Genomic DNA, 18,271 nt, shown 5'->3' with positions numbered 1-18,271 from the left:
GAGCGTGTTCCGCCGCGGCAGGCGATGCGCGGCGGGGCAAAGAGAACAGGGCACAAAGGCGGTTTGACCGCGGCAAAGAAAAACAAGCGAGAGAGAAACGGGTTATGGCAACGATCAAGGATGTGGCGGCCATCGCCGGCGTGTCGTTCACCACGGTTTCGCACGTGGTCAACAACACGCGGCCGGTGTCCGCGGATGTGCGCGCGAAAGTGGAGCGCGCGATCAGCCAACTCAACTACGTGCCCTCCGCCGTGGCGCGTTCCCTGAAGGCCAAGACCACCGCCACGATCGGGCTCGTCGTGCCCAATAGCAGCGATCCGTACTTTGCCGAACTGGCGCGCGGAATCGAGGACGGCTGCGCGCGCGAGGGCTACTGCATGTTCTTCTGCAATTCGGACGACGATCCGGCCAAACAGCGCAACTATCTGCGCGTGTTGCAGGAAAAGCGCATCGACGGACTCATCATCGCATCGGCCGGCGAAGATGCGGTGCTGGCGGCCAGTCTTGCCGATGCGCGCGAGCCGCTCGTCGTCGTCGATCGAAATATCCAGGGGCTCGCCGCCGATCTCGTCCAGATCGATCACGAACGCGGTGCCTATCTCGCGACCCGCCACTTGCTCGAACTCGGACACGTCAGAATTGGATGCATCTCGGGGCCGGTTTCGACGGCGGTCAGCGCCATGCGTGTGCATGGCTTCATTCGGGCGATGTCCGAGCGCGGTATCGAGATCGAGCCGTCGGCCATCGTCGAAAGCGATTTCTCGGGCCCTGGCGGCCAAGATGCGGCGGGGCGCCTTTTCGATACCGTGCGGCCGAGCGCGATCTTCGCCTGTAACGACATGATGGGTATCGGCGCATTGCGTGTCGCGGCGGAACGCGGCATTGCGGTGCCGCGCCAATGCTCGATCATCGGTTTCGATGACATCGAACTCGCCGCTTATACTTATCCGGCGCTTTCGACGGTGGGGCATTCGGTGCGCGCGCTCGGCGAGGCCGCGGCCGAAATGTTGATCGCTCGGATCAACGGTTCGATGTCGGGGCCGACTCAGCGTCGCGTCGTTTCGCCGCGCCTCGTGCTGCGGGAATCGACCGCGGTCTATGCGGGCGCGGCGCAGTACGTATAGGCCCGCCAATCTCGACGGAGAACAACAGGATGACAGCAGCGAACGGGCCGGCGAACGCACACGTTGTGCCGGGCCAGGTGCGCGCCACGGCGCGCGTGGCGGTGGTCGGCAGCCTCAATATGGATTTGGTCGCGCGGGTTGCGCGCATGCCGCTGCCGGGCGAAACGCTCGCCGGACAGACGTTCGCGCAGGTACCGGGAGGCAAGGGCGGCAACCAGGCCGTCGCGGCGGCGCGACTCGGCGCTCAGGTTTCGATGATCGGCCGAATCGGCGACGATTCGAATGGCGCCACGCTGCGCGCGGGCCTCGAATCGGAAGGAATCGACTGCGCCGCACTTGTCGCGACGCCTTCGACGCCTACCGGCGTCGCGCTGATTCTGGTCGACGATGGCGGCCGCAATTCGATCGTCATCGTCGCCGGCAGCAACGGCGCGCTGACGCCGGACGATATCGCGCGGCACGAAGCGGTGCTGGCCCGGGCGGATGTCGTCGTGTGCCAGCTCGAGACTCCGCCCGCGACCGTCATGGCTGCCCTTGCGGCAGCTCGCCGGCTCGGCAAGACGGTCATTCTGAATCCCGCACCCGTCACCGGGCCTTTGCCGGCGCAGTGGCTGCCACTCGTCGATTACCTCGTTCCGAACGAGTTGGAGGCGGCAACCCTCACGGGCTTGCCGATCGGCTCACCTCGAGACGCGGTCGTGGCGGCGCAGGCGCTCGTGGCCCAAGGTGCGCGCAATGTATTGATCACCCTGGGTTCCGCGGGCGTGGTGGCGGCATTCGGCGGCGATGATCCGGTCCACGTACCGGCGCCGCGTGTGGCCGCAGTCGACACCACCGCGGCCGGCGATACATTCATCGGCGCATTCGCCGCGCAGCTTGCGCAAGGCGCCAGCACCGATGCAGCACTGCGTTTCGCACAACGCGCTGCGGCGATCTCCGTGACGCGCGCGGGCGCGCAGCCTTCGATTCCAACGCGCGCCGAGCTCGACGCAGCGGCTTGCTGATTCCCCCCTCGCCAATACCGCCCCGCCGCGGGTTTCCTCGGGGGGGCGCGTCCTCGGAAATCGCTTAAGCGCAAGTTCGCGCCGGCCGTTAAATCAGATAGAGCAGAGCACGCGGAGGCGGCACGAAACGTATTGGCTCACACCTGCACACGACGCGTTCGCGTTAGCGTCCGCCCTAAATGGGGACGCAAGCAGCGCGGCGCCGCCCGCCATTTTTGCGGAGGGTGCTCCAACGCGAAAAGTTGTAACGGAAGCGTACATGTGTCGACGAACGCGACACCTGCAACGTATACGAAGGTGGGAGCGAAAGAGGAGCGAGAGGCACGCTACATCGCGGACGTAGATTGTAGGCGAGCGCGGTCGCATCTCCAAGTTAGTAGTCACGTGAACAACGTAAGCCGTGAAAAATAATTTAAAAGGGTTTAGGATGAATTCGAGCGAGGTCGTTTCGGTATAGTGGCCTGGAGACGACATCGACCGCATACTTGGGCGAGGAGGGAGCATGGATATTTACAGCAGTTTCGCGAACCGCTTCGAAAAAACGCGAGAGGAAGAGTTCTCGCTTGAGGAGTACCTCGCGCTCTGCAAAGACAATCCCGCCGCGTACGCCACTGCCAGCGAACGCATGTTGACGGCTATCGGGGAGCCGGAGCAGGTCGATACACGCAACGACCCGCGGCTGTCGCGGATCTTCGCGAACAAGGTCATCAAGGTCTATCCGGCATTCCGCGAGTTCTACGGGATGGAGGATGTGATCGAGCAGGTCGTCGCGTACTTCCGTCACGCGGCACAAGGCCTCGAAGAGAAAAAGCAGATTCTGTACTTGCTGGGGCCGGTGGGCGGCGGCAAATCGTCCATCGCCGAGCGGCTCAAGCAACTGATGGAACGCGTGCCGTTCTATTCGATCAAGGGCTCGCCGGTCAATGAGTCGCCGCTCGGGCTCTTCGACTACGACGAGGACGGCCCGATCCTCGAAGAGCAGTACGGCATTCCTCGCCGCTACCTCAAAAGCATTCTGAGCCCGTGGGCGGTCAAGCGCCTGCACGAGTACAACGGCGACATCCGCAAGTTTCGCGTCGTGCGCCGGTATCCGTCGGTCCTCCGCCAGATCGGCATCGCGAAGACCGAGCCGGGCGACGAGAACAATCAGGATATCTCCTCGCTCGTCGGCAAAGTGGACATCCGCAAGCTCGAGCAGTATGCGCAGGACGATGCAGACGCCTACAGCTACTCGGGTGGCCTGTGTCTCGCGAATCAAGGGTTGCTTGAATTCGTCGAAATGTTCAAGGCGCCGATCAAAGTGCTCCACCCGCTGCTGACGGCGACCCAGGAAGGCAACTTCAAGGGTACGGAAGGCTTCGGGGCGATACCGTTCGACGGCATCATTCTGGCGCACTCGAACGAGTCCGAATGGAAGGCGTTCAGGAACAACCGCAACAACGAGGCATTGCTCGACCGGATTTTCGTCGTGAAGGTGCCGTATTGCCTGCGGGTTTCGGAAGAGATCAAGATTTACGAGAAGCTGATCCGCAACTCCTCGCTGGCCGACGCGGTATGCGCACCCGGCACGCTGAAGATGATGGCGCAGTTCTCCGTGCTGACGCGCTTGCAGGAGCCCGAGAACTCGAATCTCTTCTCGAAGATGCAGGTCTACGACGGCGAAAACCTGAAGGACACCGACCCGAAGGCGAAGTCCTATCAGGAATACCGGGACTACGCCGGGGTCGACGAAGGTATGACAGGGGTGTCCACGCGCTTTGCATTCAAGATTCTCTCGCGCGTGTTCAACTTCGATACGACCGAGGTCGCGGCGAATCCCGTTCACCTCATGTATGTGCTCGAGCAGCAAGTCGAGCGGGAGCAGTTCCCGCCGGAGACCGAACAAAAGTATCTGTCGTTCGTGAAGGATGTGCTGGCGTCGCGCTACGCGGAATTCATCGGCAAAGAGATTCAGACCGCATACCTCGAATCGTATTCGGAGTACGGTCAGAACATCTTCGACCGCTACGTCACGTATGCCGACTTCTGGATTCAGGATCAGGAATTCCGCGATCACGACACGGGCGAAAGCTTCGATCGCGCCGCGTTGAACGCCGAACTGGAAAAGATCGAAAAGCCGGCCGGCATCAGCAATCCGAAAGATTTCCGCAACGAGATCGTCAATTTCGTGTTGCGGGCACGGGCGGCAAACGGCGGCAAGAATCCGGCGTGGATCAGCTACGAGAAGCTGCGCGTGGTGATCGAGAAGAAAATGTTCTCGAACACCGAGGAACTGTTGCCGGTCATTTCGTTCAATGCAAAGGGCTCGGCCGAGGAGCAGCGCAAGCACGAAGATTTCGTCAATCGGATGGTTGCGAAAGGCTACACGCCGAAACAAGTACGCCTGTTGTGCGACTGGTACTTGCGGGTGCGCAAGTCCTCGTAACGAAGGGCGCAGCGCCCGGCGGGCCGACGCCGGCCGGGCGTTTCGCGGTACGCGCGGTGGGCAGGCATGCCGTCTGCCCGGCGGCTGCGCGCACCGCTTTGAGGAATTGAAGCGGGAGACTGGATGTGCTTCACCAAATCATCGACCGCAGGCTGGCAGGGAAGAACAAGAGCATTGCGAACCGCGAACGCTTTTTGCGCCGCGTAAAGAACTACATTCGGCGGGCTGTTTCCGAGGCGGTGCGCGATCGCAGCATCAAGGATATTCAAAGCACGCAGAGCATCACGATTCCGCGCAAGGATATCGCCGAACCTATGTTCCGGCACGGCTCGGCCGGCAAGCGCGAGCTCGTGCATCCCGGCAATGAAGACTATGTGCGGGGCGACAAGATTCCGCGCCCGAACGGCGGCAGCGGAGGCGGTGGCAGCCAGGCCAGCAACGAGGGCGAAGGGCAGGACGACTTCGTCTTCGAGCTTTCGCGCGAAGAATTCATGCAGTATTTCTTCGACGATCTCGAGCTGCCGCGGCTCGTCAAAACGCATCTGCTTGCCGTGCCTACGTGGAAGAACATCCGCGCGGGCTGGGCGGCGGAGGGAACGCCGAACAATATCGATGTCGTTCGCTCGCTGCGCAGTGCGCTCGGGCGCCGCATTGCCCTTGGCGCACCGCTCGTCAATCAGCTCCGTGAGCTCGAGCAGCAGCTCGAAGCGCTGAAGAACGAGCCGGGAGACAACAGCGAGGAAATCCGGCTCCTCGAGGACGAGGTCCATCATTTGCGGGGCCGCATCTGGCGCATCCCTTTCATCGATCCATTCGACCTGCGTTACATCAACCGCGTCAAACAGCCGCAGCCCTCGAGTCAGGCGGTCATGTTTTGCCTCATGGATGTCTCCGGATCGATGGACGAGCAGCGCAAGGATCTCGCGAAACGGTTCTTCATCCTGCTTTACCTCTTCTTGAAGCGGAACTACGAAAAGATCGAAGTCGTCTTCATCCGGCACCATACCCGGGCGGAAGAAGTCGATGAAGACACCTTCTTTCATTCGACGGAAAGCGGCGGCACCGTCGTGTCGAGCGCGCTCGAACTCATGCGCAAGATCATGGACGAGCGCTATTCGCCGACCGAATGGAACATTTACGGCGCACAGGCGTCCGACGGCGACAATTGGACGGACGATTCGCCGAAATGCCGTCGAATTTTGCAGGACGACATCCTGCAAAAGGTTCGTTACTTCGCGTATATTCAAGTCGCGCCCGAAGAGCAGAATCTCTGGGTGGAGTATGCGCAGCTGGCCATGACGCAGCCGCATCTTGCAATGAAGAAGGTGGATGCCGCAGCCGATATCTACCCTGTGTTCAGGGAGCTGTTCGAAAAGCAGGTGGCATCGCATGACTACTAAGCATCTGCATAACGAATCGCGCGGATATCAGCCGGAGCGTCGCCGCAAAGGCTCGCACGCAAGCGGGTCGCACGAGCAAGGCAAGCAGCACGCCGAGACCGAGCCGGCGCGCCGCCCGGTCGAGGCGCCCGTTGTGCAGCTGAAGGAACCTCGCATGAACGTTGCCGACCGCAGACCCCTGCCGTGGCCGTCCGATTGGACTTTCGAGCTGATCGAAGAGTACGACACGCATATTGCGCAAGTCGCCGAGCAGTACCAGCTCGATGTCTATCCGATCCAGTTGGAGCTCATCAGCGCCGAGCAGATGATGGACGCCTATGCGTCCGTCGGCATGCCGGTCAATTATCGCCATTGGTCGTTCGGCAAGCATTTCCTTTCGACGGAAAAAAGCTATCGCCGGGGACAGATGGGGCTTGCCTACGAGATCGTCATCAATTCGAATCCTTGCATCGCGTATCTGATGGAAGAGAACACGATGACGATGCAGGCGCTCGTGATCGCGCACGCCGCCTACGGGCACAACTCCTTCTTCAAGGGCAACTACCTCTTCAAGCTCTGGACCGACGCGCACGCGATCATCGATTACCTCGTCTATGCGAAGAACTACATCGCCGAGTGCGAAGAGCGTTACGGGCTCGACCGCGTGGAAGAACTGCTCGATTCGTGCCATGCACTGATGAACTATGGCGTCGATCGCTATAAACGGCCGCAGAAACCCTCGCTTGCGAAAGAGGCCGAATTGCGCCGCGATCGCGAAGCGTACCTGCAATCGCAGGTGAACGAGTTGTGGCGAACGCTGCCCGCGCATCACACGCCGCTTGCTGCGGAAGAAGAGGAGCGCTATCCGCCCGAGCCGCAGGAGAATCTGCTCTATTTCGCCGAAAAGAACGCGCCGCTGCTCGAACCGTGGGAGCGGGAAGTGATCCGCATCGTGCGCAAGATCGGGCAGTACTTCTACCCGCAGCGGCAGACTCAGGTCATGAACGAGGGCTGGGCCACGTTCTGGCATTACACGCTGCTCAACACGATGTACAACCAGGGCTTGCTCGAAGACGGCTTCATGATGGAGTTCCTCCATTCACACAGCAACGTCATCTATCAGCCCCCCGTCACGAAACCGTATTACAGCGGGATCAACCCTTATGCGCTGGGCTTCTCGATGATGAGCGACATACGCCGCATCTGCGAGGCGCCCACCGAAGAGGACCGCAAGTGGTTTCCGGACATCGCCGGATCCCCGTGGCTGCAGACGCTGCACTACGCGATGCGCAATTTCAAGGACGAGAGTTTCATCGCGCAGTATCTCTCGCCGCAATTGATCCGCGATATGCGGCTCTTCTCGGTGCTCGACGACGATACGCGCGAGACGCTGGAAGTATCGGCGATTCACGACGAGAGCGGCTATCAGCACGTGCGTCAGTCATTGTCGCGGCAATACGACATGCACCACCGCGAGCCAAACATCCAGGTCTGGTCGGTCAACACCCGCGGTGACCGGAGTTTAACGCTGCGACATTTCATGAGCGATAACCGGCACTTGTCGGGCGACACCGAGGAAGTGCTCAGACATATGGCCCGGCTTTGGCAGTTCGACGTCTATCTGGAAAGCGCCGACGAGAACGGGACCGTGCGCAAGCGGTACGAGTGCCGATATACGGCGCCCGAGCTGAGGCTCTGATCGCCGCTCGTTTCCGGAACGCGACGGACTAAGCGTCCGACATGCGGTCGTTGGCATCGCCGAGGAGCTGGCGGACCTCCTCGTCGCTCGTTTGATCGAATTCGTCGTAGTGTTGCCCGACGCTGAAAAAGAGAGCCGGCTGGGCAATGCAGACGAATTCGTCTGCGAGATCCGTCAAATCCGACTCGGCGCCCAGCGGCGCGACAGGCAGCGCAACGATCACGTGGGCCGGGTTGCGTTGTCGCAGCGCGCTCAAGGCGGCGCGCATCGTGGCGCCGGTCGCCATACCGTCATCCACGAGAATCACGGTTCTTCCTTCCACGGAAGCGGGCGGGCGATGGTCGCGATAGCGCGTTTCCCGGCGAGCGAGCTCTGCCTGTTCTTCTGCCAACACCTTTTCGAATGCGGCTTGTGAGACGTGCGCCGAGTGCATGATCTCGCGATCGACGAACTGGGCGCCACCCGGAGCAATCGCGCCCATCGCGAGTTCGGGTTGCCCTGGCACGCCCAATTTGCGAACGGGCATCACGTCGAGCTCAAGGCCGAGCGCGCGAGCAATCTCGGCGCCGACCGGCACACCGCCGCGCGGCAGTGCAAGCACGACCGCGTCGTGGGACGTAGTGTCTTTCAAACGATCGGCCAACATACGGCCGGCTTCGGCGCGGTTTTTGAACAATGCGTGCATGAACATCGGACCATCCGTCGATCGGCTTTTGCAGCATGAACGCCTGACGCTCAGAGCGCGTCATGAAAGATGATGCCGACCGTATGCCGGTGCCCCGACCGCAAGCGGCTCACCCCGTGACGCATATTGACCCGATAGGCGCCACGAGAGCCCTTTGCAGGGCGATGGCTGACAGCGAATATTGCGGCGTCGCCCTGCACAAGCGGAACGACCTCGACGCGCGACTGCATGCGCGGACGCTGTTCGGTCAGCACAAACTCTCCGCCGGTGAAATCTCGCCCGGGCTGCGATAACAGGATCGCAACCTGAAGCGGAAAAACGTGTTCGCCATAGAGATCCTGATGCAGACAATTGTAGTCGCCCTCGGCATATTGCAGTAGCAAGGGAGTGGGGCGCACTTGACCCGCGTGGTGGCAGCGACGGATGAACGCCGCGTGCGTACGAGGATAACGGGTGCCGATTCCGAGCCGCTCGTTCCATCCGTTTGCGATTGGAGCCAAAAACGCGTAGAGCGTCTCGCGCAACATCTGGAGAAGAGGGGGCAACGGGTAGCTGAAATACTGATATTCGCCGCGACCGAACCCGTGGCGCGTCATCACGACACGACTTCTGAAGTGCGTTGGGTCGTTATAGAGGCCGCGTAGCGCTTCGCATTGCGAGGCCGACAGCAGGCGAGGGATGACGCCAACACCCGCTTCGTCGAGCGTTTCCGAAAGTGCGGGCCAATCGAGCGTCTGGATGCGCGATTGCGTTGATGGACATTCGCCGGGAACGTTGTCGTCGGCCTCCAACGCTGCCTCGGCAACGGCGGACAGGTACGGTGGCGTGGCCAATGCAGCCTCCAAGAATGGCCTGGAAAGGTTCAATGTACCGCTCCAGCGCGCCGCCAACGCTCCGAAATTTGCTGTTTCGTTCTTCGTCCGATCGCCCGACTCCGAGCGGTTCGCCCGTGAGCCGCGGCACCGATGGCAACGCAGCACAAAATTCCGCATGCGCCGGCAAAAACGTAATGTTCATGCGGTTTGTTCGTCGCGAACAACCGCACGCGCCGCCTGTTACGCGATAAATTGACTTCGCTTTACAGATACGAGCTAGATCAGGCTGCAAGTTCGGAAATCGCGCAATGAACAGGAGCAAAAATGACCGTGGCACTCGTGCTGCACCGTGGGGACGGTGCACCGCTTTCAACCTCGTTCCGCAGGGCGGCGTTCGGCAACGACGACCCGTTTGCACGACATCGCGAGATCGCGTGGGAAGGACCGGACTCGATGGCCGCGGGTCGGGCAAGCTTCATTGGCGAGCTCGACATTACAAGGTTTCCTCATATTGAAACCATCGTCGTAGTCGAAGGAAGCCTCACGCTGCAAGCAGCTGGAGAGACTCCGCTGGTGCTCGGCCCGCAAGCGGGTGCGGTCATCGCGGCCGGTACAGCGCTTCGCGTCCAGGCCGAGTCTCGCGTGCGCTTCGTGTTCTGCGTGGCCGCTTGCGAGAAACCGACCAAGCGCGGACTGATCCCCTTGCGGGCCGACGCCGACTTCAAGGCCTCCGCGTCGCTACCGGCGGAAATACTGCTAGGCCCCGCGCCGCAATGCCGTAGCGATAATGTCTTCACCGACGATGGCGCACAGTACCTCGCTGGCACGTGGGATTCGACGCCTTACCATCGGATCGTCCGGTCGCATCGCGTGAACGAGTTCATGCATCTGCTAACCGGCAGCGTTCGGTTCGCCGCTCCAGACGGCAGCACGCTGTCGCTCGGCGCCGGCGACGCGCTCTTCGTGCCGCAAGGCGCACCGATCGGATGGGAAAGCCGCGAGCGCGTGGCGAAGTTTTACGCGATTCAAAACCTCCGGGTTCCCATCGAGCGAAACTGATCATGTCTCCTCCGTTGCAACACATTCAAACCTCGCCCACGCTGCCGGCCGCGGCTGATGTGGTGGTGATCGGGGGTGGCATCATCGGCGTCTTCTCGGCCTACTACCTGGCCCAGCGCGGGGTGTCGGTCGCCTTGATCGAGAAGGGGAGGATCGGCGCCGAGCAGTCGAGTCGCAATTGGGGCTGGTGCCGGCAGCAGAATCGCGACGCTCGGGAGTTGCCGATTGCCAGCAAGAGCCTCGACCTGTGGGAGCAATTTGCGATGCAGTCCGGTGAAGACACGGGCTTTCGTCGCTGCGGCCTGCTGTACCTCAGCAACGACGAGGCCGAACTCTCTCGTTGGTCCAACTGGCATGATTTTGCGAAGACCGCCGGCGTGACGACGTACATGCTCGATAGCCGGCAAGCCGCCGAGCGAGGGCAGGCGACCGGCCGCGCCTGGAAAGGCGGCGTCTTTTCCCCCAGCGATGGCACGGCGGACCCTGCCAAGGCTGCGCCGGCCGTGGCAGCCGCACTCATGAAGCTCGGTGGCAGCGTTCACCAGCAGTGTGCGGCCCGCGGCCTCGAATTGGAGGGCGGTCGGGTCAGCGGCGTCATCACGGAAGCCGGCGTCATCAAGACGAGAACCGTGGTGCTAGCGGGAGGCGCGTGGGCGTCCTCGTTCTGCCGCCAGCTCGGCATCCGTTTTCCGCAGGCCTCCATCCGCCAATCCATCCTTAGCGTGTCTCCCGTGGAGCATCCATTGCCGGACGCTCTGTTTACTTCGGGCGTATCCGTTACGCGCCGCAGCGACGGACGATACGCACTGGCCATCAGCGGCCGCGCACGCGTGGATGTCACGCCGCAGTTCATGCGATTCGCGCCGCAGTTCGTGCCGATGTTCGCCAAGCGCTGGCGCAACCTCCTGCCGGGAGGCCTGGAAGGTATGCGAGGTGGGCATGAAACATTGAAGCGGTGGCGGGTCGATGCGCCGACACCCATGGAGCGCGTGCGCATTCTCGACCCGAAACCGGACCTGCCGACGATCAGGGAAACGCAGCGCCGAGCCATCGATCTGCTGCCGGAACTTGGTCGAGCAAAGGTCACCCACGCGTGGGCCGGCTTCGTCGACAGCACGCCGGACGGTGTTCCGGGTATTGGTGAAGTGCCGGGCATGCCGGGATTGATTTTGGCAGCAGGCTTTTCGGGACACGGTTTCGGCATTGGTCCCGGCGCCGGCCACTTGATCGCGGATCTTGCTACCGGTGCTGTACCGATCGTGGACCCCAAACCGTATCGGCCGAGCCGGTTCAGCGATTCGGCGTGGGGCAAGGTCGCCGATTTCTAGATGCGTCCGCGACACGTTGTACAGTCGCCCCTACCTTACGTCGCGTCGGATGACCGCAACCTGCTACGAGCCGCATCAAACTATGACGACAATTGCCGTGGTTCACACGGGACTGGTCACGGTCCAACCGATCAAAGAGCAAATCAGCGAGCAAATCCCCGGGGCGCGTGTTATCAACATCGTCGACGATAGCGTGCTCGCTGACGTGCGGGCAGCCGGCCATCTGACTCCGGAAGTTACGAGCCGGATTCATTCGTACATGGCCAATGCGCAGGCGATGCACGTCGATATCATCTTGAACGCGTGCTCGTCGGTAGGCGAAGCTGTCGACTCGGTGCGCCAGTTCGTCACCACGCCGATCGTGAAAATCGATGAGGCGATGGCAGAAGAGGCGAGCTCGGTCGGTCATCGCATTGGGGTGATCGCAACGGTATCGACCACGCTCGAACCGACCGTTCGACTGGTTAAAAAGAAGGCCGACGAACTGGGCCGCACGGTCGAAGTGACCGAGCGGATTGCAGAGGGTGCGTTCGAGGCTCTCATCAGCGGGGACGGCGCCCGGCACGACGAAATTCTGAAGCGCGCGATCTCGACACTGGCAGAGCAGGTCGACGTCGTCGTGCTGGCGCAGGTTTCGATGGCGCGGCTCGTGCCGCAATTGGGAGCGGTGCGAGTTCCAGTGCTCTCTAGTCCGCGCAGCGGTGTGGCTGCTCTCAAACGCGCGCTTGGAACGACGTGATCACACAATGCGCCCGACACGCGGCGCTGGGTCTCAGTCGCCCGCCAGTTCTCCGAGCGTGACAGGTTTGATCGGGGGGCGGATGCGGTAGTAGCCGACCGTCTCGGGTGCGACGTCGCGTGCGCGCGCGATGATTTCAGTTACCGTCAGCCCGCACATGCGCCCCTGACAAGGTCCCATCCCGCAGCGCCCGAACGATTTCGCCTGATTGGGCCCCAGGCAACCCAAGGAAACGAAACCGCGCACTTCGCCCGCGGTGACTTCTTCGCAGCGACAGACTATGACGTCGTCGGCCGGAATACGGTTTGCGTCGCGCGGCCGGTACAGGCTGTCGAGAAAAGGGCGGATGCGCTTCAGGTCAGCGAGCTTGCGGCGGTGGCTCGAAGCTTCGCGATCGCGCGTGGACAGGTCGATCGCGCCGAGCTGCTCGGCCACAGCGAGCCCGGCGAGGGCGCCCTGGACGGCCGCCGCCTGCGCTCCGATAATGCCGCCGCCATCCCCGGCGATGAAGATGCCGGGCACGTCCAGTTCGCCCCAGACATCGGTAACCGGTGCGAAGCACAGCTGCGCCTCATCCCAACGATGTTGCGCACGCAACGAAAGGGGGAACTGAATGTTCGGCACGACGCCCTGATGCAGCAGGAATAAGTTAGCGTCGATGCGATGCTGGCGCCCGTGCGTTGTGAAACTGAGCGCGGCGGCGCGCTCGACGCCGTCTTCATCCGTCTTCGCCTCGATGCGTAGATCGTCGGCCGCTTCATGGATCGGCACGCCAGCTTCGCGCAGCGTGCGGATCAACTGCAGGCCCTTGCTGAGCAAAGGCCACGCGCGCAGAGCCGATAGGACGTAGCGCTTCGCGCGCCAGCGGTCTTCGTGGCGCGTCGTATCGACGAGCGCGCGAATTGGCACGCCAGCGCGCGTGTATTGCCAGCCGAGCAAATAGAGCAGGGGGCCGCAGCCGACCAACACGGGCGGCTGCGCCGGCACTTCACCCGCGCTCTTCAACAGTATCTGCGCGGCGCCCGCAGTCAACACGCCCGGCAATGTCCAGCCTGGAATCGGGAACGGGCGTTCCAATGCACCGGTCGCGAGAATGATGCGCTGCGCCTGAAAGCTGCCGACCTTGCCGTCCTTCAGATAATGTACACAGCGCTCCCGGGTCACTTGCCACACGGATGCATTGGCGACGTGGTGTGCGCCCGAGCGGGTGAACGCGTCGGCAATGGCTGCGCCTGCCGCGTAGTCGGGACCGAGAATGTCCGTGCGACGGGCGTCGGCATGGCTGATGGCACGATAGATCTGGCCGCCGACGGCGTCCTGTTCATCGAGCAGCACGACCGAAAGTCCCGCGCTCGCCGCGCGCGCGGCGGCCAAGAGCCCCGCCGGGCCTGCGCCCACGACCACGACATCGACCGGTTCGTGGGCGGGTTCAGCAACGTTTTCAACGCTCACGGACGTGCTCCGGCGATTGGGCGACGACAGGCGGCAGTTCACGTGCGCCCTCCTGAGAGCGGACGCGCATGCCGTCGCGTACCGTGACCATGCAGCTCTGCCGGCTCGGCACGCCATCGATTTCCACGAGGCAGTCGAAGCACGCGCCCATCATGCAGTAGGGCCCGCGGGGCGAAGCGCCGACGGGCGTTGCACGAAACCGCGAGACTCCTGCTGTCAGCAGCGCAGCCGCCACAGACCGGCCGCCGGGCACGCGCATCGATCGATCGTTGAACCAGATGTGGACTGGCGCATCAGCGTCGGACAAAGTCTTGAATAACGGTTTGGATGTCATGGCGAGATCAGTGAGCTGGGACCGGAATGGCGCTGGCAAGGCTGAAGCGACTGCCGGAAAATGCAGGCAGCTCTTCCGGAGTCGGCGCGCCGGCGATCCACGGCGCGATGCGCGCCGCATGGGCGGCGGCCAACGTCACGCCGCTGTGACACGTCACGACGAACGCGCCGGGATAGCGGGGCGACTCGTCATAGATCGGAAAACCGTCCGGGCTATAGACACGCAGGGCGGCCCACATTCGCACGAGGCGCACGTCCTTCAGGAACGGGAACGTGCGCACGCCGCGACGCGCGATGTCGGCGAGCACGCGGGTTGTGGTGAAGTCGTCGAAGCCTGCGTCTTCCATGGAATCGCCGAACTGCACGGTGCCTTCATCGGTTTGCCGAACGTTCAGCGTGGGGTGATGCAGAAACGGCGCGACACGCTCGCTGACGAGTATCTGTCCGCGGTTCGGCTCAACCGGTGCATGAAGTCCCACCTGTGGCGCGAGCGCTCGATTGCCGAGTCCCGCGGCGAGCACGACCTTGTCTGCGCGCCAGGTACCGCGAACACCGTGCACCGTAAAACCTGCGCCGTTTGGCGCGATGCGTGACACGTTCTCGCCGCTCACCAGCCTGACGCCGCGCTGCTGCATGCCGGCATGCAGCGCGCGCAGCAGTTTCAAGGGATTCACATGGCCGTCCATCGGCGTATAGCTCGCGCCGAGCACCGCTGGCCCAACCGCAGGTAGTCGCTCGCGGACTTCGCGCGCGTCGAGCAGCTGATAGGGGTAGTCGCCGTCCATTTCGCGCCGCAGCGTCGAAAGGCGCGTTTCGCGTGCCGCCAGCTCATCCTCGGAAAAACAGAAGTGGAACCCGCCGGGCTGACGCAGGGCGACATCAACGCCCGTCTCGTCCGCGAGCGTCGCCGCAAGCGTCGGCCAGCGCGCCGCGGAATCGCGCGACCAGCGTGTATAGGGCGTCAGGCCATAGCCCTTGCCCTGGATCCACACGAGTCCGAAATTGCCGCGTGATGCACGGAAAGCATCGTCGCCCTGGTCGAGCACGGTTACTTTCGCGCCTTCGCGCGCAAGCCCGTAAGCGACGGCGGAGCCGACCAGTCCTGCGCCGACTACCAGTACGTCGGGGCGGGTGGAAGCAAATTGCTTCATCCGGCGTCTCCAGTCAGGTACTCAACCGAAATGGTATATCCCTCGACGCATTAGCTTTTGCGGGAAACTAAGCGAAATTCAGCAGTTCCGATGTGTTTTCGGCTTGCTTTCACCACTTTGCAAACGCGGCTTTCCAGACGTGGGGCGAGCGTGATTTCGCGATCGATGATCCGGGACGGGTCAACCCGAGATGATGGAGGGATGCCCGTCCTTGATTTGACATAACGCGAATTATCAACTTTTCGGGCTGTAGCAGCTAAGTTGTAATGTCCGCTTTTCGCTAAGTTCAAATGTCCGCTTTTGAGTAGCGTACGCTCGCCGGCAGCTAACCTCGTCGGCGTTCCGCCCGCAACCGCTGTTCGCGAACGCGTTCGTCGCGAAGCCGCTGTTCGTGAACGCGTTCGTCGTGCACCCGTTGTTCGTCAGCGCGTTCCTCATGCAACCGCTGCTCGTCAACGCGTTCCTCATGCGACCGCTGCTCGTCAACGCGTTCGTCATGCAACCGCTGCTCGTCAATGCGTTCGTCATGCAACCGCTGCTCGCTCAATCGCGCTTCACGCTGGCATCGTCGATCCCGCGCCGCATCGCGCCGTAGCCTCGCTGAGCAACGCCTCAGCCGTACACTCGTTGCACACGGTTGCGCTCGTCCCAGCTGCGCGCAAGCCGTTCCGCCGGTCGTCGGTGCCGCTTGCGCATGCGCACCTGAGGACGCCAACAATAATGCGAACACGGTGCCCGCCATCCATACCGAAATGCGCATTCTTGACCTCCGCTGTCGTCGAGCAGCCCTAATGCAAGGTAGCGCGCCCAGCCCCGGCGCGTGCCGCAGCGGTGCGAAACGCACTCCCGACAAGCGAACTCCCCCCGCGTGCGAAAAAGCCCGCTCCTGAACGCTGGCCGGCCGGCGGCCGATATGGTGCGCCCTACGGGCTGGCCCAATGGTTCTGAGTCGGTAACATTTCACGCCCGGCCGAATAAACGCAAACGATTCTCGTTTGGATTGACTTCGCGTTGCGAAACCTCTACGATGCCCCGCACTGCGTTTCCGTCGCACATACATGCCAGGGCGCGCATTCGTTCACACGTCAATCGAATCGATGCAGGGAAAAAAATGAGATTTGCGCTATCCGCTCGCGCACGCTTTCGTCATCCAGTGCGCCGCGCTGCGTGCGCAGCCGTCGCTTTCTACGCCAGCCTCGCGAGCACCGGCGCTTTTGCGGATACGCAAGCCGATGCCGAACCGAAGGCAGCGCAAGCGGACGCCGCCAGCCAGGCGAAGCCGACCGACATCTGGTCACGCGATACGCTGCTTGGCGACATGGGCGGAATCCGTCCGTGGCTCGGCAAGTACGGAGCAACGCTGCAGATCACCGAGACCAGCGAATACCTCGCGAACCTCCGCGGAGGGCTAAATCGCGGTGGCGCGTACGATGGTCTGACGACGATGACGCTCTCGGTCGATACGCAAAAAGCGATCGGCTTACCGGGCGGCACATTCAACGCCAGTGCGCTGCAGATTCACGGCCGCAATCTGAGCACTTCGAACCTCGGCACACTCAACACCGCGAGCGGCATCGAGGCGCAGGCCACGACGCGTCTGTGGGAGCTGTGGTACCAGCAGTCGTTCCTCGACAAGCGTGTCGACGTGAAGATTGGCCAGCAAAGCCTGGATCAGGAATTCATGGGCAGCACGTATGCCAATACGTTCATCAATACGATGTTCGGGTGGCCCGCACTGCCCTCGTACGATCTGCCCAACGGCGGCCCCGCCTATCCGCTCGCCGCACTCGGCGTGCGGGTGCGCGCGCAACTGGCACCGTCTGTCACCGCGTTGGCGGGCGTATTCGATGGCGATCCGCTCGGCAACAACCCGAACAACCTCAGCGGTACGAACTTCAATCTGCACAACGGCGCCCTTTACATCGGCGAGTTGCAGTACGCGCTCAATCCGCCTTCGGACGGCGATGCGAACACCGGACGCTCCGGCGGCCTGCCGGGTACGTACAAGATCGGCGTCTGGTATCACAACGGCCACTTCGCCGATCAGCGCATGGGCGTCGACGGGTTGTCGCTCGCCAATCCCGCTTCGACCGGTACCGCGCAGTCGCGTCACGGCGACTACAGTTTCTATGCCGTCGCCGATCAAATGATTTGGCGCCCCGACCCGTCGGGCCCGAAGAGCCTCGGCGTTTTCGCGCGCGTAATGGGCGCGCCCGGGGATCGAAACCTCGTGAGCTTCGCGGCCAATGCCGGCCTCGTGCTGAAGGCCCCGTTCCAGGGCCGGGACAACGACAGCGTCGGCCTCGCCGTCACCTACATCCAAGTCGGCAACCATGTCACGTCGCTTGACCGCGATCAGCTAGCATTCGGCGGCGGCCCCTATGGCGTGCGCACGCGCGAAACGACTGTCGAGGCGACCTACCAGTATCAGGTCACACCATGGTGGATGCTGGCCGCTGACGCGCAATACACGTTCAACGCGGGCGCAGGCCAGAATCCGAACGACCCGGCGCGCCCCTTGCGCAATACGTTCGTCGTCGGCGCGCGCGCGACGATCACCTTCTGATTGCGGCGGCACACGCACCCTTCGCGGGTGATCGACCTGGAGTGAATGGGAGAGCAAGAATCGGCTCGTAGATATGAGCGGCGACAGCGAACATCGATGTGACTCGATAGCCGGAGATCACAAAATGTCCGTTCGCACCGCTTCCGAATCTCCCGTCACTCGTCTTTCGCCTGCATTTCATCGGCTCGCATGGTCCAACCTGGCCGCTCAGTCGGCCGAGCAGATCGGTCTCGCAGCGACGCCGCTCGTTGCGGTCTTCGCCCTCGGCGCGGGGGCTGGACAAACCGGCTGGCTGCAGACCGCCCAAACACTGCCGTTCTTGTTGCTTTCGATGTTGCTCGGTGTCTGGGCGGACCAGAGATCGCGCAGACAACTCATGGCGGGTGCGGTGCCGCGCGTCAAACAAGATGAGAGCAGCGCGTCAATCAGGATGAGAGTACTGGCGTGGCGGCAGCGGTGAAGGGCGTAGCCCGGAACCGCTGCCGCCACGCCGCGCCGAGCAGTCCCCCGTC

The 18,271-nt window shown here is 62.5% G+C and carries 15 protein-coding genes and 1 pseudogene; 11 read left to right on the top strand and 5 right to left on the bottom strand.

Annotation, left to right across the window (positions count from 1 at the left end; genetic code table 11):
• The first annotated feature begins 104 nt into the window (after positions 1 to 104).
• The 5 genes from GWC77_RS16460 to GWC77_RS16440 all read left to right on the top strand — a co-directional run bounded on the left by GWC77_RS16460 (position 105) and on the right by GWC77_RS16440 (position 7,631).
• A complete protein-coding gene (locus GWC77_RS16460) occupies positions 105 to 1,124 on the top strand; it encodes a LacI family DNA-binding transcriptional regulator (protein WP_173258619.1) in 1,020 nt (339 codons plus the stop codon).
• Positions 1,125 to 1,153: 29 nt separating this feature from the next.
• Entirely contained in the window at positions 1,154 to 2,128 is a 975-nt protein-coding gene (gene rbsK / locus GWC77_RS16455) for a ribokinase (protein WP_173258617.1), read from the top strand.
• Between the two features lie 502 nt (positions 2,129 to 2,630).
• Complete coding sequence (locus tag GWC77_RS16450; protein ID WP_173258615.1) at positions 2,631 to 4,553, top strand: PrkA family serine protein kinase; 1,923 nt, start codon at positions 2,631 to 2,633, stop codon at positions 4,551 to 4,553.
• 125 nt (positions 4,554 to 4,678) lie between these two features.
• Positions 4,679 to 5,953 carry a YeaH/YhbH family protein gene (locus GWC77_RS16445; protein WP_173258613.1) on the top strand — a complete coding sequence of 425 codons (1,275 nt, stop codon included), beginning with the start codon at positions 4,679 to 4,681 and terminating at the stop codon, positions 5,951 to 5,953.
• On the top strand, positions 5,943 to 7,631 hold the full coding sequence (locus GWC77_RS16440; protein WP_173258611.1) for a SpoVR family protein: 1,689 nt from the start codon (positions 5,943 to 5,945) through the stop codon (positions 7,629 to 7,631). The genes GWC77_RS16445 and GWC77_RS16440 overlap by 11 nt, the downstream gene beginning before the upstream one ends.
• 28 nt (positions 7,632 to 7,659) lie before the next feature.
• Here GWC77_RS16440 and GWC77_RS16435 read toward each other — a convergent pair whose 3' ends face one another.
• Complete coding sequence (locus GWC77_RS16435; RefSeq protein ID WP_173258709.1) at positions 7,660 to 8,316, bottom strand: phosphoribosyltransferase; 657 nt, start codon at positions 8,314 to 8,316, stop codon at positions 7,660 to 7,662.
• Positions 8,317 to 8,366: 50 nt separating this feature from the next.
• Positions 8,367 to 9,056, bottom strand: a complete 690-nt coding sequence (locus GWC77_RS16430) for a 2OG-Fe(II) oxygenase (protein ID WP_367949056.1) — start codon at positions 9,054 to 9,056, stop codon at positions 8,367 to 8,369.
• 399 nt (positions 9,057 to 9,455) lie between these two features.
• Between GWC77_RS16430 and GWC77_RS16425 the strand changes: the two genes are divergently transcribed.
• The 3 genes from GWC77_RS16425 (at position 9,456) to GWC77_RS16415 (ending at position 12,257) form a co-directional block, all read left to right on the top strand.
• Positions 9,456 to 10,190 carry a cupin domain-containing protein gene (locus tag GWC77_RS16425; protein WP_173258607.1) on the top strand — a complete coding sequence of 245 codons (735 nt, stop codon included), beginning with the start codon at positions 9,456 to 9,458 and terminating at the stop codon, positions 10,188 to 10,190.
• 2 nt (positions 10,191 to 10,192) lie between these two features.
• On the top strand, positions 10,193 to 11,518 hold the full coding sequence (locus tag GWC77_RS16420; protein ID WP_173258605.1) for an FAD-binding oxidoreductase: 1,326 nt from the start codon (positions 10,193 to 10,195) through the stop codon (positions 11,516 to 11,518).
• Between the two features lie 82 nt (positions 11,519 to 11,600).
• Positions 11,601 to 12,257: an aspartate/glutamate racemase family protein gene (locus GWC77_RS16415; RefSeq protein ID WP_173258603.1), complete on the top strand. Its 657-nt coding sequence runs from the start codon at positions 11,601 to 11,603 to the stop codon at positions 12,255 to 12,257.
• Positions 12,258 to 12,290: 33 nt separating this feature from the next.
• Here the strand turns inward: GWC77_RS16415 and GWC77_RS16410 are convergent, their stop codons facing one another.
• The 3 genes from GWC77_RS16410 to GWC77_RS16400 are packed head-to-tail and all read right to left on the bottom strand — an operon-like array spanning position 12,291 to position 15,193.
• Positions 12,291 to 13,709 (bottom strand): (2Fe-2S)-binding protein, encoded by a 1,419-nt coding sequence (locus GWC77_RS16410; RefSeq protein WP_173258594.1) that lies wholly within the window; start codon positions 13,707 to 13,709, stop codon positions 12,291 to 12,293.
• Entirely contained in the window at positions 13,699 to 14,043 is a 345-nt protein-coding gene (locus GWC77_RS16405; protein ID WP_173258601.1) for a (2Fe-2S)-binding protein, read from the bottom strand. Before GWC77_RS16405 ends, GWC77_RS16410 begins: the two co-directional genes overlap by 11 nt.
• 7 nt (positions 14,044 to 14,050) lie before the next feature.
• Positions 14,051 to 15,193, bottom strand: a complete 1,143-nt coding sequence (locus tag GWC77_RS16400) for an FAD-binding oxidoreductase (RefSeq protein WP_173258599.1) — start codon at positions 15,191 to 15,193, stop codon at positions 14,051 to 14,053.
• A gap of 391 nt (positions 15,194 to 15,584) precedes the next feature.
• Here GWC77_RS16400 and GWC77_RS16395 point away from each other — a divergent pair, with 391 nt between their 5' ends.
• The 3 genes and pseudogenes from GWC77_RS16395 to GWC77_RS16385 form a co-directional block, all read left to right on the top strand.
• The gene (locus GWC77_RS16395; protein WP_173258598.1) at positions 15,585 to 15,788 is read left to right on the top strand and encodes a hypothetical protein; all 204 of its coding nucleotides are present in this window, start codon (positions 15,585 to 15,587) and stop codon (positions 15,786 to 15,788) included.
• 516 nt (positions 15,789 to 16,304) lie between these two features.
• Positions 16,305 to 17,759 (top strand): carbohydrate porin, encoded by a 1,455-nt coding sequence (locus GWC77_RS16390; protein ID WP_173258596.1) that lies wholly within the window; start codon positions 16,305 to 16,307, stop codon positions 17,757 to 17,759.
• A gap of 124 nt (positions 17,760 to 17,883) precedes the next feature.
• A pseudogene (locus tag GWC77_RS16385) lies at positions 17,884 to 18,138 on the top strand (MFS transporter); the annotation flags it as partial.
• Between the last annotated feature and the right edge of the window lie 133 nt (positions 18,139 to 18,271).

Source organism: Paraburkholderia sp. NMBU_R16, assembly GCF_013282575.1.
In the GTDB taxonomy this organism is placed as follows: domain Bacteria; phylum Pseudomonadota; class Gammaproteobacteria; order Burkholderiales; family Burkholderiaceae; genus Trinickia.
Note: the sequence above shows the minus strand (reverse complement) of the source record. Positions and strands in the feature narration are given on the sequence as shown.

What these genes read in the sequence shown, in the direction of transcription:
- GWC77_RS16440 (WP_173258611.1), top strand. Translation starts at nt 5,943, where the DNA reads ATGACTACTAAGCATCTGCATAACGAATCGCGCGGATATCAGCCGGAG.
- GWC77_RS16415 (WP_173258603.1), top strand. Translation starts at nt 11,601, where the DNA reads ATGACGACAATTGCCGTGGTTCACACGGGACTGGTCACGGTCCAACCG.
- rbsK (WP_173258617.1), top strand. Translation starts at nt 1,154, where the DNA reads ATGACAGCAGCGAACGGGCCGGCGAACGCACACGTTGTGCCGGGCCAG.
- GWC77_RS16405 (WP_173258601.1), bottom strand. Translation starts at nt 14,043, where the DNA reads ATGACATCCAAACCGTTATTCAAGACTTTGTCCGACGCTGATGCGCCA.
- GWC77_RS16450 (WP_173258615.1), top strand. Translation starts at nt 2,631, where the DNA reads ATGGATATTTACAGCAGTTTCGCGAACCGCTTCGAAAAAACGCGAGAG.
- GWC77_RS16425 (WP_173258607.1), top strand. Translation starts at nt 9,456, where the DNA reads ATGACCGTGGCACTCGTGCTGCACCGTGGGGACGGTGCACCGCTTTCA.
- GWC77_RS16460 (WP_173258619.1), top strand. Translation starts at nt 105, where the DNA reads ATGGCAACGATCAAGGATGTGGCGGCCATCGCCGGCGTGTCGTTCACC.
- GWC77_RS16420 (WP_173258605.1), top strand. Translation starts at nt 10,193, where the DNA reads ATGTCTCCTCCGTTGCAACACATTCAAACCTCGCCCACGCTGCCGGCC.
- GWC77_RS16400 (WP_173258599.1), bottom strand. Translation starts at nt 15,193, where the DNA reads ATGAAGCAATTTGCTTCCACCCGCCCCGACGTACTGGTAGTCGGCGCA.
- GWC77_RS16390 (WP_173258596.1), top strand. Translation starts at nt 16,305, where the DNA reads ATGAGATTTGCGCTATCCGCTCGCGCACGCTTTCGTCATCCAGTGCGC.
- GWC77_RS16435 (WP_173258709.1), bottom strand. Translation starts at nt 8,316, where the DNA reads ATGCACGCATTGTTCAAAAACCGCGCCGAAGCCGGCCGTATGTTGGCC.